Below are 12,730 nucleotides of genomic sequence, written 5' to 3' on the forward strand. Positions count from 1 at the left end.
AGGCATTCGACCCTGTGCTATCGTTATAAAACAATCGTAAAAACTCAAAAAGCACGGCGCATCGCATGACTTTTTTCTCCGTATTGCTGGCTCTGATCATTGAACAGGTACGCGCACTGTCGCCGAACAATCCGGTGTCTGCGTTGCTTCAATACCATGCGGAGTCGGCGGCGCACGGATTCGATGCCGGCAAGCAGCGCCACGGTCTGCTCGCATGGCTCGTGGTGGTGGTGCCCTGGACGCTTGCGGTCGCGCTCGTCTACTACGTGCTGTATCACATCCACTTCATGCTCGCGTTCCTGTGGAACGTCGTGGTGCTGTATTTCACGCTCGGCTTCCGCCAGTTCAGCCATTACTTCACCGACATCCATCTCGCGCTGAACAACGACGACGTGCCGCGCGCACGCGAAATTCTCAACGAATGGACCGGGCTCGATACCGTCGACATGCCGGTCAGCGAGATCGTGCGTCATACGCTGATTCACGCGGTGGTCGCCTCGCATCGCCATGTGTTCGGCGTGTTCTTCTGGTTCCTGATTCCGGTCGGTCCGGCGGGCGCGGTGCTGTACCGTTGCGCCGAATATCTCGCACGCGCATGGGCGCGGCCGGCTGACGACCGCACCGTTGCGTTTTCGAGTTTCGCGCAGCGGGTGTTCTTCGTGATCGACTGGGTGCCGGCGCGGCTGACGTCGCTTGGCTTTGCGATCGTCGGCAATTTCGAGGATGCGATTTACGCCTGGCGCAATCACGCGCGGCAATGGCCCGATGCGAACGACGGCGTTCTGCTGGCTGCCGGAAGCGGGGCGCTCGGCGCGCGTTTGAGCGGGCCGCTTGCGGAGCAGTCGAGCCTCGACGCGCTCGCTACCGGCGACGGCGGGCCGATGCAGGTTGGCGACGACTGCACGCCGCGTACGTTGCAATCGGCGGTAGGTCTCGTGTGGCGCGCGGTCGTGCTGTGGATGATTCTGCTGTTGATGCTGACCATCGCGGTATGGCTCGCCTAGCATGACGTCATCATGCAGCGCCAGGCCGCCGTGCCTCGCGCAGCACATGAAAACGCCGGGCAATGCCCGGCGTTTTCAATTCCCGGTCACCTCACCAACCCGGCGATCCACCTGTCTTCACCTCACCCCTGCAACGGATCGCGCGCGGTCCCGCATTGCCAGCACACGGTGAACTGCGCCTCGAGCATCTCCCCGCATTGCTGACACCGCCACCCCGGCGCGCCGGGTGCCGGCCCTTGCGATGCCGCCTCGATCAAACGCCGCGCGATCGCCTCATCGCGCTCATCGACGAGCCATAGCTCCGGCGCGCATTGATCCGCCGGAATCTCGCCGAGCGCGCCGTTCAGATAGCGGTTGTGCAACTCGCACGCAATGCCCGCGGTCTCGAGCACGTTGACCCAATGCTGCCCTGTGATCAGATTCGGCGCGCGCATCAGCTTCATGTCAGCGGACGATCTGGCTGGCCTCGTGCACGAGTTGCGCATACAGCGCATGCCGTTCGCGGCGGATGCGGCCATCGGCGATCGCTTCGAGAATCGCGCAGCCGGGCTCGTGCAGGTGATGGCAGTTGTAAAAGCGGCAATTCGGCAGCAGCGGGCGGAATTCGGGAAACGCGCGTTCGAGCTTGCCTTCGGTCAGATGATGCAGGCCGAACTCCTGGAAGCCCGGCGAATCGATCAGTGCGCCGGCCGGGCCGTTCGCTCCGTCCTTGCCGTCGAGGTCCGGCAACGGATAAAGACGCGTGAAGGTCGTCGTATGCCGGCCGCTGTTCAACGCGGTCGAAATCTCGCGCGTCGCGACTTCGGCGTCCGGAATCAGCAGATTCACGAGCGTCGATTTGCCCATGCCGGACTGGCCGAGCAGCAGCGTCGCGTGTCCGCGCAGATGCTCGGTCAGCACCGCGCGCGCGGTGTCGGGCTGCATCCGGATCGACACTTCGAGGACCGTATAGCCGAGCGCGCGATACGGTTCGAGCCGCTGGCGCGCACCGTCCAGCGCACCGGTCACGTCGATCTTGTTCAGCACGATCAGCGGCTTCAGCTCGTTCGCCTCGGCGGCGACGAGCGCACGGCCGAGCAGGTCTTCGCTGAAATGCGGTTCGGTGGCGAGCACGATCAGCAACTGGTCGAGATTGGCCGCGAACAGCTTCGATTTGTATTGATCGGAGCGATACAGCAGATTGCGCCGCTCGCCGATTTCGACGATCACACCCTGATCCGCCGAAGTCGGCTCGTAGATCACGCGATCGCCGACCGCCACCTCGCTGCGCTTGCCGCGCGGGAAGCATTGCAGCAACGCACCGCCGTCTTCGGGCGCGACGAGATAGTGGCGGCCGTGCGCGGCGACCACGAGGCCGCCCGTGCGGGCGCCGTTCGCGCCATGCTGGCCGGCCGCGGCGGCTTGCGCGCCGCGCGCCGCTTTTTTCGGGGCGCGGCCGCTCATGCGTGCCGCAGCAGTCGGTCGATCCGCTGCGAGGCCGGCGGATGCGAGTAGTAGAACGCGGTGTAAAGCGGATCGGGCGTCAGCGTCGACGCGTTGTCCTCGTACAGCTTGACGAGCGCGTTGACGAGGTCCTGCGCGTCGGTCTGCGTTGCCGCGAACGCATCGGCCTCGAACTCGTGCTTGCGCGAGCTGAGGCTGCCGAGCGGCGTGACGAAGAACATGAACACCGGCAGCGCGAGGAAGAACAGCACGAGTGCCAGACCGCTATTGCCGCCGACGAGCGACGGCCGCACGCCGAGCCCTTCGTAGAACCACACGCACTGCGTGAGCCAGCCGAGCAGCGCGAGCATCGCGAGGCTGATCGCGAAGGTGACGAGCATGCGTTTCGTCACGTGACGGCGCTTGAAGTGGCCGAGTTCGTGCGCGAGCACCGCCTCGATCTCGCGGCCCGACAGGCGCGCGAGCAGCGTGTCGAAGAAGACGATGCGCTTGCTTGCGCCGAAGCCGGTGAAGTACGCATTGCCGTGCGCCGAGCGGCGGCTGCCGTCCATCACGAACAGACCCTTGGCGGCGAAGCCGCAGCGCTTCATCAGCGCCTCGATGCGGCTCACGAGCGCTTCGTCCTTCAGCGGCTCGAACTTGTTGAAGAGCGGCGCGATGAAGGTCGGGAAAATCAGCAGGCCGAACATCTGGAACGCGACCCACACGACCCAAGCCCACAGCCACCAGAGATCGCCGGCGCGGTTCATAAGCCACAGCATGACGAACAGCAGCGGCAGCCCGAATGCGATGCCGAGCAGCGCGCCCTTGATGCGGTCGAGAAAGAACAGGCTTTTGCTCATACGGTTGAAGCCGAAGCGCTGCTCGACGACGAACTGCCGGTAGTAGTCGAACGGCAGGTCGATGGCGCTCGTGATCGCGATCACGACGGCGACGAGCGCGATCTGGCCGGCGTAGCCGCGCCCGAGCCAGTCGGACAGCGCGAGATCGAGCGCCTGCACGCCGCCGAGCAGCGTGAGCCCGATCAGCACGGCCGCACCGACGACGATCTCGATCATCGCGAGGCGCGTGCGCTCGACGGTGTAGTCGGCGGCGCGCTGGTGCGCCGTGAGCGCGACGGTGGTGGCGAACTGGCTCGGTACCTGTTCGCGATGGGCGACGACGAAGCGGATCTGCCGCGACGCGAGCCAGAGTTTGGTGCCGACCATCGCGACGACGGCGACGACGAACAGGGCAGTGAAGTACAGGGTAGGCATCCGGGGATTCCGTGGTATCTATGCGAGAATTATATGTTTCTTCCCGCCTCGCGGCGGGAGCGTGGTTCACGGCAATGGCTCGGGGCGCGGTCCACGGCAGCGATGCCAGGCGGCGCTTCATGGCCGCCATGGCCGCCGCTTAAGCGGCCAGGCCTGCCCCGGCTCGAACCGCGCATCCATTTCGAACGAACACACGCCACGGCGCGCGGGTTTTCAGCGAAGCCCGCCGCCAGGCCATCAGGGTTGCACTCATGACTGACATCCTCGCATCCACCGAACAGCCGCCGCTCGTGCGCAGCGACATGAATCTCATCTGGCTGGACATGGAAATGACCGGGCTCGAGCCCGACACCGACCGCATCATCGAGATTGCGGTGGTGGTGACGAATTCGACGCTCGACAGGATGGTCGAAGGCCCGGTGCTCGCGATCCATCAGAGCGACGAGACGCTCGCGAAGATGGACGAGTGGAACCAGAACACGCATGGCCGTTCGGGTCTGATCGGCCGCGTGAAGGCGTCGACGGTGAGCGAGGCGGACGCCACGCAGCAGATTCGCGACTTCCTCGCCCAGTACGTGCCGCCCGGCAAGTCGCCGATGTGCGGCAACTCGATCTGTCAGGACCGCCGCTTCATGGCGCGCTGGATGCCGGATCTCGAGCGCTTTTTCCATTACCGCAATCTCGACGTGAGCACGCTCAAGGAGCTGTGCCGGCGCTGGCAGCCGGCCATCTACAAGGGCTTCCAGAAGCGCGCGATGCACACGGCGCTTGCCGATATCCACGAGTCGATCGACGAGCTGAAGTACTACCGCGAACATTTCCTCATGCCGTCGCAACCGACGCTGGACGCACCAGCGAGCGCCAAATAAGCCCAAGCCGCACGGACCAACCCGCGCCCAACCCGGGATAAACCTCAGTCCTGCCGCGGAGCGCGCAATGCGCTCTTCGGCCGGAACGCCTTGACCACCTCGGCGTTGGTTTCCACGTACGGGCCGCCGATCAGATCGATGCAGTAGGGCACCGCCGCGAAAATCCCCGGCACCTTGACGGCCGCCTCGTCGTCGCGAAGACCTTCGAGCGTTTCCCTGATCGACTTTGGCTGACCCGGCAGGTTGACGATCAGCGCTGCGTGCTCCGCCGTTTCGCGGATCACCGCCACCTGGCGCGAGAGGATCGCGGTCGGCACGAAATTCAGGCTGATCTGTCGCATCTGCTCGCCGAAGCCCGGCATCTCCTTCGTCGCGACCGCGAGCGTCGCCTCGGGCGTCACGTCGCGGCGCGACGGGCCCGTGCCGCCCGTGGTCAGCACGAGATCGCAGCCCACTTCGTCGACGAGTTCGATCAGCGTGGCCGAAATGGTCGGCGCGTCGTCCTGAATCAGCCGCGTGACGACCTGCCACGGCGACGCGAGCGCTGCGCCGAGCCATTCCTGCAGCGCCGGAATGCCCTTGTCCTCGTACACGCCGGCCGAGGCGCGGTCGCTGATCGACACGAGGCCGATCACGATCTCGTCGGGGTGGTTGCGTGGTGGGCGTTGCTCAGGCGTCGCGGTCGGCATCGTCGTCTTCCGGGGCGAAATCCGTATCGGGTTCGGCATCATGCGCGGTATCGGACGCGTCGTCGGCTTCGTCCGCGCCGGCCGCGGTTTTGATCCACTGGAACAGTTCGCGGAAATAGCGCGGCGGCTTGTTCTGCTGCGCTTCCTTGCGCGCGTTGCGGATCAGCGTGCGGCCCTGCTGCGGATCGGCGCCCGGGTGCTGGCGGATGAACTCGGTCAGCGCGGCGTCGTCGGCGAGCAGTTTCTCGCGGGTGCGCTCGATCCAGTGCAGCTTCGCCGTTTCCGTCTTGTTGATGCCCTTGTAGGTGTCGAGCGCGGTGCGCAGCGCGGCGGTTTCCGTGTCGTGCAGCGAGCGCATCACGCGGCCGACGTACTGGATCTGGCGGCGCTTGCCTTCGTGATCGGTGATGCGGCGCGCTTCGCGCACGGCTTCGTCGAGCTTTTCGGGCATCGGCATGCGCTTGAGCGCATCTTTCGGCAGCGCGACCAGCTCCGTACCCAAGTCCTGCAGCGCTTGCATTTCGCGCTTGACCTGGGACTTGCTCGGGCGGTCGTAGCCGTTTTCGTCGACTTCCGTCACGACGGATTCGATCGGTTGAATGCGGGTTTTGCGTGTCATGGCGATATTGCGGGTTTTGCGTGTCATGGCGATATTGTAACGTGCGGCGCCCGTCCAACTCGCGGCCGTGAGGCTGCGTTCGCTGCCGCGGCGGATTCCGTTTGCCAGGCCGTCGGCGTGATGCCCATTCGCGCACTGTCGCCGCCGCGCGCGAAGCCCTCGCGCCGTGACGCGAATGCCAGGTACGGCGTCGCTTACCTTGCTATGATCGCGGGATGCATTTATCTCGCACGCCTGCGCCGCCACCTGTCTTCTCGCGTGGCATAAGGCGCACGGTGCGCATACCCAGGGCCGCGCGGCCCCGAACAGGACGGCAACCACAATGGCAGCAGACATGGACGTCAAGCAGCGCTTTTTTCCGCATACCCAAGATGAGCTGAAGGAAATCGCCTCGGACATCCTTCGTCACGCGAAGGCGCTCGGCGGCACCGACGCCGCAACGGAAATTTCCGAAGGCGACGGCCTGTCCGTCTCGGTGCGGCGCGGCGAAGTCGAGACGATCGAGCACAACCGCGACAAGATGGTCGGCGTGACGGTGTTCATCGGCAACAAGCGCGGCAACGCCAGTACCTCGGACTTCTCGCCGCAAGCGTTGAAGGACACGGTCGCGGCGGCCTACAACATCGCCCGCTTCACCGCCGAGGACGATTGCGCGGGCCTTGCCGAAGCCGAACTGCTCGAAACCGCGCCGCGCGACCTCGATCTCTATCATCCGTGGAATCTGTCCGCCGACGAGGCGGTCGAGATCGCGCGCCGCGCCGAAGACGCCGCGTTCGCCACCGATCCGCAGATCAGGAATTCGGAAGGCGCGAGCGTGTCGGCGCAGCATTCGCAATTCGTGCTGGCGACCTCGCGCGGCTTCCTCGCCGGCTATCCGTACTCGCGCCACTACATTGCGTGCGCGCCGATCGCGGGCAGCGGCCGCAACATGCAGCGCGACGACTGGTACACGTCGACGCGCTGCGCGTCCGAGCTGGCCGATCCCGAGGCCGTGGGCCGTTACGCGGCGCAGCGCGCGCTCGCGCGCATCGGCGCGCGCGGCCTCGATACGCGCAAGGTGCCGGTGCTGTTCGAAGCGCCGCTCGCCGCCGGTCTGCTCGGTGCGTTCGTGCAGGCGACGAGCGGCGGCGCGCTGTATCGCAAGACCTCGTTTCTGGTCGACAGCCTCGGCAAGCCGGTGTTCGCGCCGCACGTGCAGGTGGTCGAAGACCCGCACGTCGCCCGCGCGATGGGCAGCGCGCCGTTCGACGAGGAAGGCGTGCGTACGCGCCAGCGTTCGGTCGTGAAGGACGGCGTCGTGGAAGGCTACTTCCTGTCCACGTACTCGGCGCGCAAGCTCGGCATGCAGACCACCGGCAACGCGGGCGGCTCGCACAACCTCTCGCTGCTGAGCTCGAACACGCGTCCCGAGGACGACTTCGAAGAGATGCTGCGCAAGCTCGGCACCGGTCTTCTGCTGACCGAACTGATGGGGCAGGGCGTGAACTACGTGACGGGCGACTATTCGCGCGGCGCGTCGGGCTTCTGGGTCGAGAACGGCAAGATCCAGTATCCGGTCGAGGAGATCACGGTCGCGAGCACGTTGCAGGAGATGTTCCACCACATCGTCGCGATCGGCGCCGATACGATCACGCGCGGCACCAAGCAGACCGGCTCGGTACTGATCGAGCGCATGACGATCGCGGGGCAGTAATTCGGGCAATGAGCGGGGCGCGTGCTCCTCTCGGCTCGCAGCAAGCAGGAACGGGAAACGCCGCGCAATGGAAATTGCGTGGCGTTTTTTCATGGGACGCATGGCGCCGGCTTCGCGAAACCCGCCAGCGCGTCCGCGTTCAGTGCTCTTTGCGCTGGTACGTCACAAACGCGTAGTCGAAATCGTTCGGCGCATGCGCGTGATGCGTCTCGCGCGCGATTTCTTCCCACACGGTCTTGTCGACCGCAGGGAAGGTCGCATCGCCGTCGAAGTCGGCGGCGATCTCGGTGATGATGAGCTTCTGCGCGAGACGCAAACCCTCGGGGTACAGCTGCGCGCCGCCGATCAGAAACGCCTGCGGCGCCTGGTCCTGCGCGGCGAGGCGCAGCGCGTCGTCCAGATTGGTTGCCGTGTCGCAGCCCTGAAAGCGCCGCTCGGCGTCGCGTGTCACGACGATGTTGCGGCGTCCCGGCAGCGGCCGGCCGATCGATTCGTGCGTCTTGCGGCCCATGATGATGGGCGCGCCCATCGTCGTGCGCTTGAAGAACTTGAGGTCTTCGGGCAGTCGCCAGGGCAACTGGTTGTCGCGGCCGATCACGCCGTTGCTGGCGCGAGCGACGATCAGGGTGAGCGTCGTCATCGAATGGGAAAGGGAACGTAACCGGATGATTCTACCCGACGGGCAGGCGTGGGCTGCTGCGGAGGAACCCCGTGTGCCGTTGCGGCTGCCGGTGCTTCGTCGCCGTTCGCTATGCCTTCCGGTACGTCGCGGCGTTGCTTTCGCCGGCGTGCATGGCGTCGACCGGCACCGGCGGCGGCGCGGGCGGCGCGATTTCGTCCCACAGCGTCACCTGGTGGGAGCCGCCTGGCGGTCGTTGCGGCGTGGCGGCAACCGTCGGCATGCCGGCCGCGCCGCCGCGTTGTCGCTTTGGCGCGCCTGCTTCGCGAATCGCGAATAATGCCGTGCGGTTTATTGGAGCGCTACGGAAAACGAGTCGCATGATGTCTCTCCCTTGTGGACGCTATTTAGCGAAACATGTGCCATCGCGCGCAATCCATTGATGCATCGGGATGCGGCGTGCTAACGAAGGCGTAATGCCGTGGAAATCCGCGAAAAACGTTTCAGTGCTGAAACGACGCAGCAGAAAATACCTGTAATTTGTTAATTCGAAAGGTACGAACTACCTTCGGAAGAAGGCTGAAAAAAGTACTTGCAATATGGTTTTATTGGTCGGCTGAATAAATCTTTACCGGACGGATGTCATTGATGGGTAAGGGATTTTTGGCTGAATTCGCATAATTGTTTTCGAAGCGCCGCACGTATAGTAAGCTCTCGAAAAAGAGCTTCAGATTTAAAAAAGGCCCGTAACGGGCCGTCTCAAACACACACGCCGCTTTCTTGGGGATCAGCTGTCCGCACGGAATGGAATGGCCGTTCGGTTTTTGCGATTCGCGAATCCCGAACGAGTCAGCGTGTCTGAACCGCAGTTTCAGGTGCATGCGTCGTCCTTAACGTTCGTTGACGAGAGGATCTGAATAATGGAATCCGCAACGCGGCAACTGATTTACGTTTCGCGCGATCCGAGCGCGGAGTTGAATACGCGTTTTCATCAGCGCGGCTGGCATGTCGAAGTCGTGGGCTCGGCTCGCGATGTGCGCCGGGCGGTTCGCGCCGGCATGGCGGCGGGCGGTCTTCTCGATCTGTCCTGCGATTTCCAGCCGCACGAGATCGCCGCATTCGAGTCCTGTCTGACCATGCCGAACGTCGGCTGGGTCGCGGCCACCACGCCTGGCCAGCTGCAGGACGCAGCTTTGCGCCGGCTCGTGCGCGACTACTGTTTCGATTACGTGACGGTGCCGTATTCGGGTGATCGCATCGTCGATTCGGTCGGCCATGCGTACGGCATGATCTCGCTGAGCGAAACGGCCTCGAACGACGGTTCGCAGGGCGCCGAAGGCGAGATGGTCGGCTCGTGCGACGCGATGCTGGCGCTGTTTCGCTCGATCCGCAAGGTCGCGATGACCGACGCGCCGGTGTTCATTTCCGGCGAATCGGGCACCGGCAAGGAGCTGACGGCGGTCGCGATTCACGAGCGCTCGGCGCGCCGCAACGCGCCGTTCGTGCCGATCAACTGCGGCGCGATTCCGCCGCATCTTTTGCAGTCCGAGCTATTCGGCTATGAGCGCGGCGCGTTCACGGGCGCGAATCAGCGCAAGATCGGCCGCGTCGAGGCCGCCAACGGCGGCACGCTTTTCCTCGACGAAATCGGCGATCTGCCGCTCGAAAGCCAGGCGAGCCTGCTGCGCTTCCTGCAGGAACGCAAGGTCGAGCGGCTCGGCGGCCATACCGCGATCGACGTCGACGTGCGCATTATCTCCGCCACCCACGTGGACATGACCGCGGCGATGATCGAGGGGCGTTTCCGCTCGGACCTGTATCACCGGCTGTGCGTGCTGCAGATCGATGAGCCGCCGCTGCGCGCGCGCGGCAAGGACATCGAACTGCTCGCGCGGCACATGCTGGAGCGTTTCAAGAAAGATGCGAGTCGCCGCCTGCGTGGTTTCGCACCCGACGCGATCGCGGCCCTGCATAACTACGGCTGGCCGGGCAATGTGCGCGAGCTGATCAACCGGGTGCGGCGGGCGATCGTGATGTCCGAGGGGCGCGCGATCACCGCGCGTGACCTCGAACTCGCCGAGTATGTCGAGATCGTGCCGGTGTCGCTCGCGCAGGCGCGCGAAGCGGCCGAGCGGCAGGCGATCGAACTCGCGCTGCTGCGGCATCGCGGGCGGCTTGGCGACGCGGCGCAGGAGCTCGGTATTTCGCGGGTCACGCTGTATCGGCTGCTGTGCTCGCACGGCATGCGCCATATGGAAGGCGAGCCGATGACGGCGCCGCATGGCGATTTGCCGGCTTCGGTGCCGCATCTTTGATGCGGGAGTGATTCGCGACCCAAGAGTTGAAGTGCCGTGAGGCGGGCGGTCCGACGGCAATCGTCGAACTGCCGTATCGGCGGTGGCGGGGCGCCTTGTCTATCCGGTCTGTCAGTTAGCCCTCTGCACTATCGGTCTCGCGGAATGTCGCCGCAGAGAGGCTGCGGCATGCCGTTGCTTCTGCCGCTTCCACCGCTTCTATTTCCTGGCCGCGCTGGCTTCGTCCAGCTCGCGCTTTTCCTCTCTATCGGCTTCACGCTGAAATCGTCGGCGCCGCTCGCCATGCCCGGGCGTCGGCCGGGCGCGCTTGCTAGAATCGAGCTTTGCTCAATCCCGTGGCGCGGATCGGGCCGTTCTCGCGCCTCGTCGAAGGAAACCGCATGAAACAATATCTGGACCTCGTCCGCACGATTCTCGACACCGGCACGTGGCAGGAAAACCGCACCGGCATCCGCACCATCAGCATGCCGGGCGCGATGCTGCGCTTCGATTTGCAGCAGGGCTTTCCCGCGGTGACGACGAAGAAGCTCGCGTTCAAGTCGGCGATCGGCGAACTGGTCGGGTTTCTGCGCGCCTCGCGCAGCGCCGCGGACTTCCGCGATCTCGGCTGCAAGGTGTGGGACGGCAACGCGAACCAGAACGCGCAGTGGCTCGCGAATCCGTATCGCGAAGGCCCCGACGATCTCGGCGACGTGTACGGCGTGCAGTGGCGCAAATGGCCAGCCTACAAGGTGCTCGACGCCGACCGGAGCGCGCAGCTCGCCGATGCCGAGGCGCGCGGCTTTCGCGTGATCACGCAATTCGACGAGGACGGCCATTCGAAAGTACTGCTCTACAAGGCGATCGACCAGTTGCGTCAATGCCTCGACACGATCATGCAGAACCCGGCTGACCGGCGCATTCTGTTTCATGCGTGGAATCCCGCCGTGCTGGATCAGATCGCGCTGCCGGCCTGCCATCTGCTCTATCAGTTCCTGCCGAACGTCGCGCGCCGCGAGATTTCGCTGTGTCTGTACATCCGCAGCAATGACGTGGGGCTCGGCACGCCGTTCAATCTGACCGAGGGCGCGGCGCTGCTGCATCTCGTCGGACGGCTGACCGGTTATACGCCGCGCTGGTTCAGCTATTTCATCGGCGATGCGCACATCTACGAGAACCAGCTCGACATGCTGCAACAGCAGCTCGCGCGCGAGCCGTACGAGAGCCCGCAGCTCGCGATCTCGGAACGGGTGCCTGATTACGCGAAAACCGGTGTGTACGAGCCGGAATGGCTTGAGAAGATCGAGCCCGCGGATTTCTCGCTGACCGGCTATCGCCACCACGAGCCGCTGACGGCGCCGATGGCGATCTGAAGCCGTGTGAAGCCGTGTGATGCGGGGTGGTGGCGCCCGTGTTGCGTACGGCATACGAAAAAACCCGCGATCGCAAGATCGCGGGTTTTTTATTGCGGCTCCCGCTGGCTGATGCGGTAGCGGGGCGCTTGCCGGGATGCCGCGCTCAGCCTTTGTGATGCTCGTCGTGATTGCCGCCGCCCTGATGCTGCTCGGCGTGCTGCGGCTGAGATTGCTGCGGTTGCGGACGCGGTTCGGGGCGCGGTTGCGGCATCGGCTGCGGATGCGGTTCGAAGTGCGGCTGCTGCGCCTGCTGAGGCTGCGGTTCGGGACGTGCTTGCGGCATCGGCTGCGGACGTTGTTCGAAACGCGGTTGCTGTGCCTGCTGAGGCTGCGGTTCCGGGCGCGCTTGCTGCATCGGTTGCGGACGCGGCTCGAAATGCGGCTGCTGCGCTTGCTGAACCTGCGGCTCCGGACGCGGCACTTGCGGCGACTGTTGCATCGGCGACGCCCCTTGCGGACGAAACTCCGGCTGACGCGCCTGCTGTTGCGCGGCCGGATTGTCCATCGGATGCGGCACGCGAGGCTGCTCCGCACGCGGCGCCTGCTGCGCCATCGGCGTATGCGGCTGCGTCCAGGCCGGCTGCGGGCGTCCAACTGCGCCCCATTGCTGCGGCGTACCGTGCTGTTGCGCATAGGCCGGATTGCCGCCGGCCGCCTGCGGCGGACGCGGCACGCCATTCGTCGGAGCCGGATGCTCGCCTCCGGCCGCTTGAAGACCGGCTTGCGGACCCGCCTGTGGCCCATGCGGCAGGTTGCCGGCCATCGACGGCGGCATGCCGGGCCTTGCCTGTGGTCCTTGCGGCCCGTGCGGCGTCTCGCCACGCGGCCC

13 protein-coding genes and 1 pseudogene are annotated in these 12,730 nt (G+C 65.1%); 5 read left to right on the plus strand and 9 right to left on the minus strand.

Features of this window, described 5'->3' with window-relative positions:
- Nucleotides 1-65 precede the first annotated feature (65 nt).
- Entirely contained in the window at nt 66-1,004 is a 939-nt protein-coding gene (locus GXB81_RS23245; protein WP_167050260.1) for a CobD/CbiB family protein, read from the plus strand.
- A 122-nt stretch (nt 1,005-1,126) separates the two neighbouring features.
- Here the strand turns inward: GXB81_RS23245 and GXB81_RS23250 are convergent, their stop codons facing one another.
- The 3 genes from GXB81_RS23250 to GXB81_RS23260 are packed head-to-tail and all read right to left on the minus strand — an operon-like array spanning nt 1,127 to nt 3,703.
- Nucleotides 1,127-1,447: a DUF2007 domain-containing protein gene (locus GXB81_RS23250; RefSeq protein WP_167050262.1), complete on the minus strand. Its 321-nt coding sequence runs from the start codon at nt 1,445-1,447 to the stop codon at nt 1,127-1,129.
- 1 nt (nt 1,448) lies between these two features.
- Nucleotides 1,449-2,447, minus strand: a complete 999-nt coding sequence (gene rsgA / locus GXB81_RS23255; protein WP_205990437.1) for a ribosome small subunit-dependent GTPase A — start codon at nt 2,445-2,447, stop codon at nt 1,449-1,451.
- Entirely contained in the window at nt 2,444-3,703 is a 1,260-nt protein-coding gene (locus GXB81_RS23260; protein ID WP_205990438.1) for a M48 family metallopeptidase, read from the minus strand. Before GXB81_RS23260 ends, rsgA begins: the two co-directional genes overlap by 4 nt.
- Nucleotides 3,704-3,954: 251 nt before the next feature.
- On the opposite strand from GXB81_RS23260, the gene orn reads away from it, so the two are divergent.
- Complete coding sequence (orn, locus tag GXB81_RS23265; protein WP_205990439.1) at nt 3,955-4,572, plus strand: oligoribonuclease; 618 nt, start codon at nt 3,955-3,957, stop codon at nt 4,570-4,572.
- Nucleotides 4,573-4,616: 44 nt separating this feature from the next.
- On the opposite strand, the gene mog is transcribed toward orn, so the two are convergent.
- Both mog and yjgA read right to left on the minus strand, forming a co-directional pair.
- The gene (gene mog, locus GXB81_RS23270; protein WP_167050271.1) at nt 4,617-5,261 is read right to left on the minus strand and encodes a molybdopterin adenylyltransferase; all 645 of its coding nucleotides are present in this window, start codon (nt 5,259-5,261) and stop codon (nt 4,617-4,619) included.
- A complete protein-coding gene (gene yjgA, locus GXB81_RS23275; RefSeq protein ID WP_205990440.1) occupies nt 5,242-5,880 on the minus strand; it encodes a ribosome biogenesis factor YjgA in 639 nt (212 codons plus the stop codon). The genes mog and yjgA overlap by 20 nt, the downstream gene beginning before the upstream one ends.
- 322 nt (nt 5,881-6,202) lie before the next feature.
- On the opposite strand from yjgA, the gene pmbA reads away from it, so the two are divergent.
- A complete protein-coding gene (gene pmbA / locus GXB81_RS23280; protein WP_205990441.1) occupies nt 6,203-7,573 on the plus strand; it encodes a metalloprotease PmbA in 1,371 nt (456 codons plus the stop codon).
- Between the two features lie 139 nt (nt 7,574-7,712).
- Here the strand turns inward: pmbA and GXB81_RS23285 are convergent, their stop codons facing one another.
- From GXB81_RS23285 to GXB81_RS23295, 3 genes are all read right to left on the minus strand, one after another.
- Nucleotides 7,713-8,213: a dihydrofolate reductase gene (locus GXB81_RS23285; protein ID WP_167050277.1), complete on the minus strand. Its 501-nt coding sequence runs from the start codon at nt 8,211-8,213 to the stop codon at nt 7,713-7,715.
- A 109-nt stretch (nt 8,214-8,322) separates the two neighbouring features.
- Nucleotides 8,323-8,574, minus strand: coding sequence for a hypothetical protein (locus GXB81_RS23290; protein ID WP_167050236.1), 252 nt, complete (start codon nt 8,572-8,574; stop codon nt 8,323-8,325).
- Between the two features lie 223 nt (nt 8,575-8,797).
- The gene (locus GXB81_RS23295; protein WP_167050238.1) at nt 8,798-9,073 is read right to left on the minus strand and encodes a hypothetical protein; all 276 of its coding nucleotides are present in this window, start codon (nt 9,071-9,073) and stop codon (nt 8,798-8,800) included.
- A gap of 39 nt (nt 9,074-9,112) precedes the next feature.
- On the opposite strand from GXB81_RS23295, the gene GXB81_RS23300 reads away from it, so the two are divergent.
- A complete protein-coding gene (locus GXB81_RS23300) occupies nt 9,113-10,507 on the plus strand; it encodes a sigma-54 dependent transcriptional regulator (RefSeq protein ID WP_167050279.1) in 1,395 nt (464 codons plus the stop codon).
- 380 nt (nt 10,508-10,887) lie between these two features.
- On the plus strand, nt 10,888-11,859 hold the full coding sequence (locus tag GXB81_RS23305) for a thymidylate synthase (protein ID WP_205990442.1): 972 nt from the start codon (nt 10,888-10,890) through the stop codon (nt 11,857-11,859).
- Between the two features lie 145 nt (nt 11,860-12,004).
- Here the strand turns inward: GXB81_RS23305 and GXB81_RS23310 are convergent.
- A pseudogene (locus tag GXB81_RS23310) lies at nt 12,005-12,730 on the minus strand (FecR protein); the annotation flags it as partial.

Source organism: Paraburkholderia sp. Ac-20336, assembly GCF_017105025.1.
Taxonomy (GTDB): domain Bacteria; phylum Pseudomonadota; class Gammaproteobacteria; order Burkholderiales; family Burkholderiaceae; genus Paraburkholderia.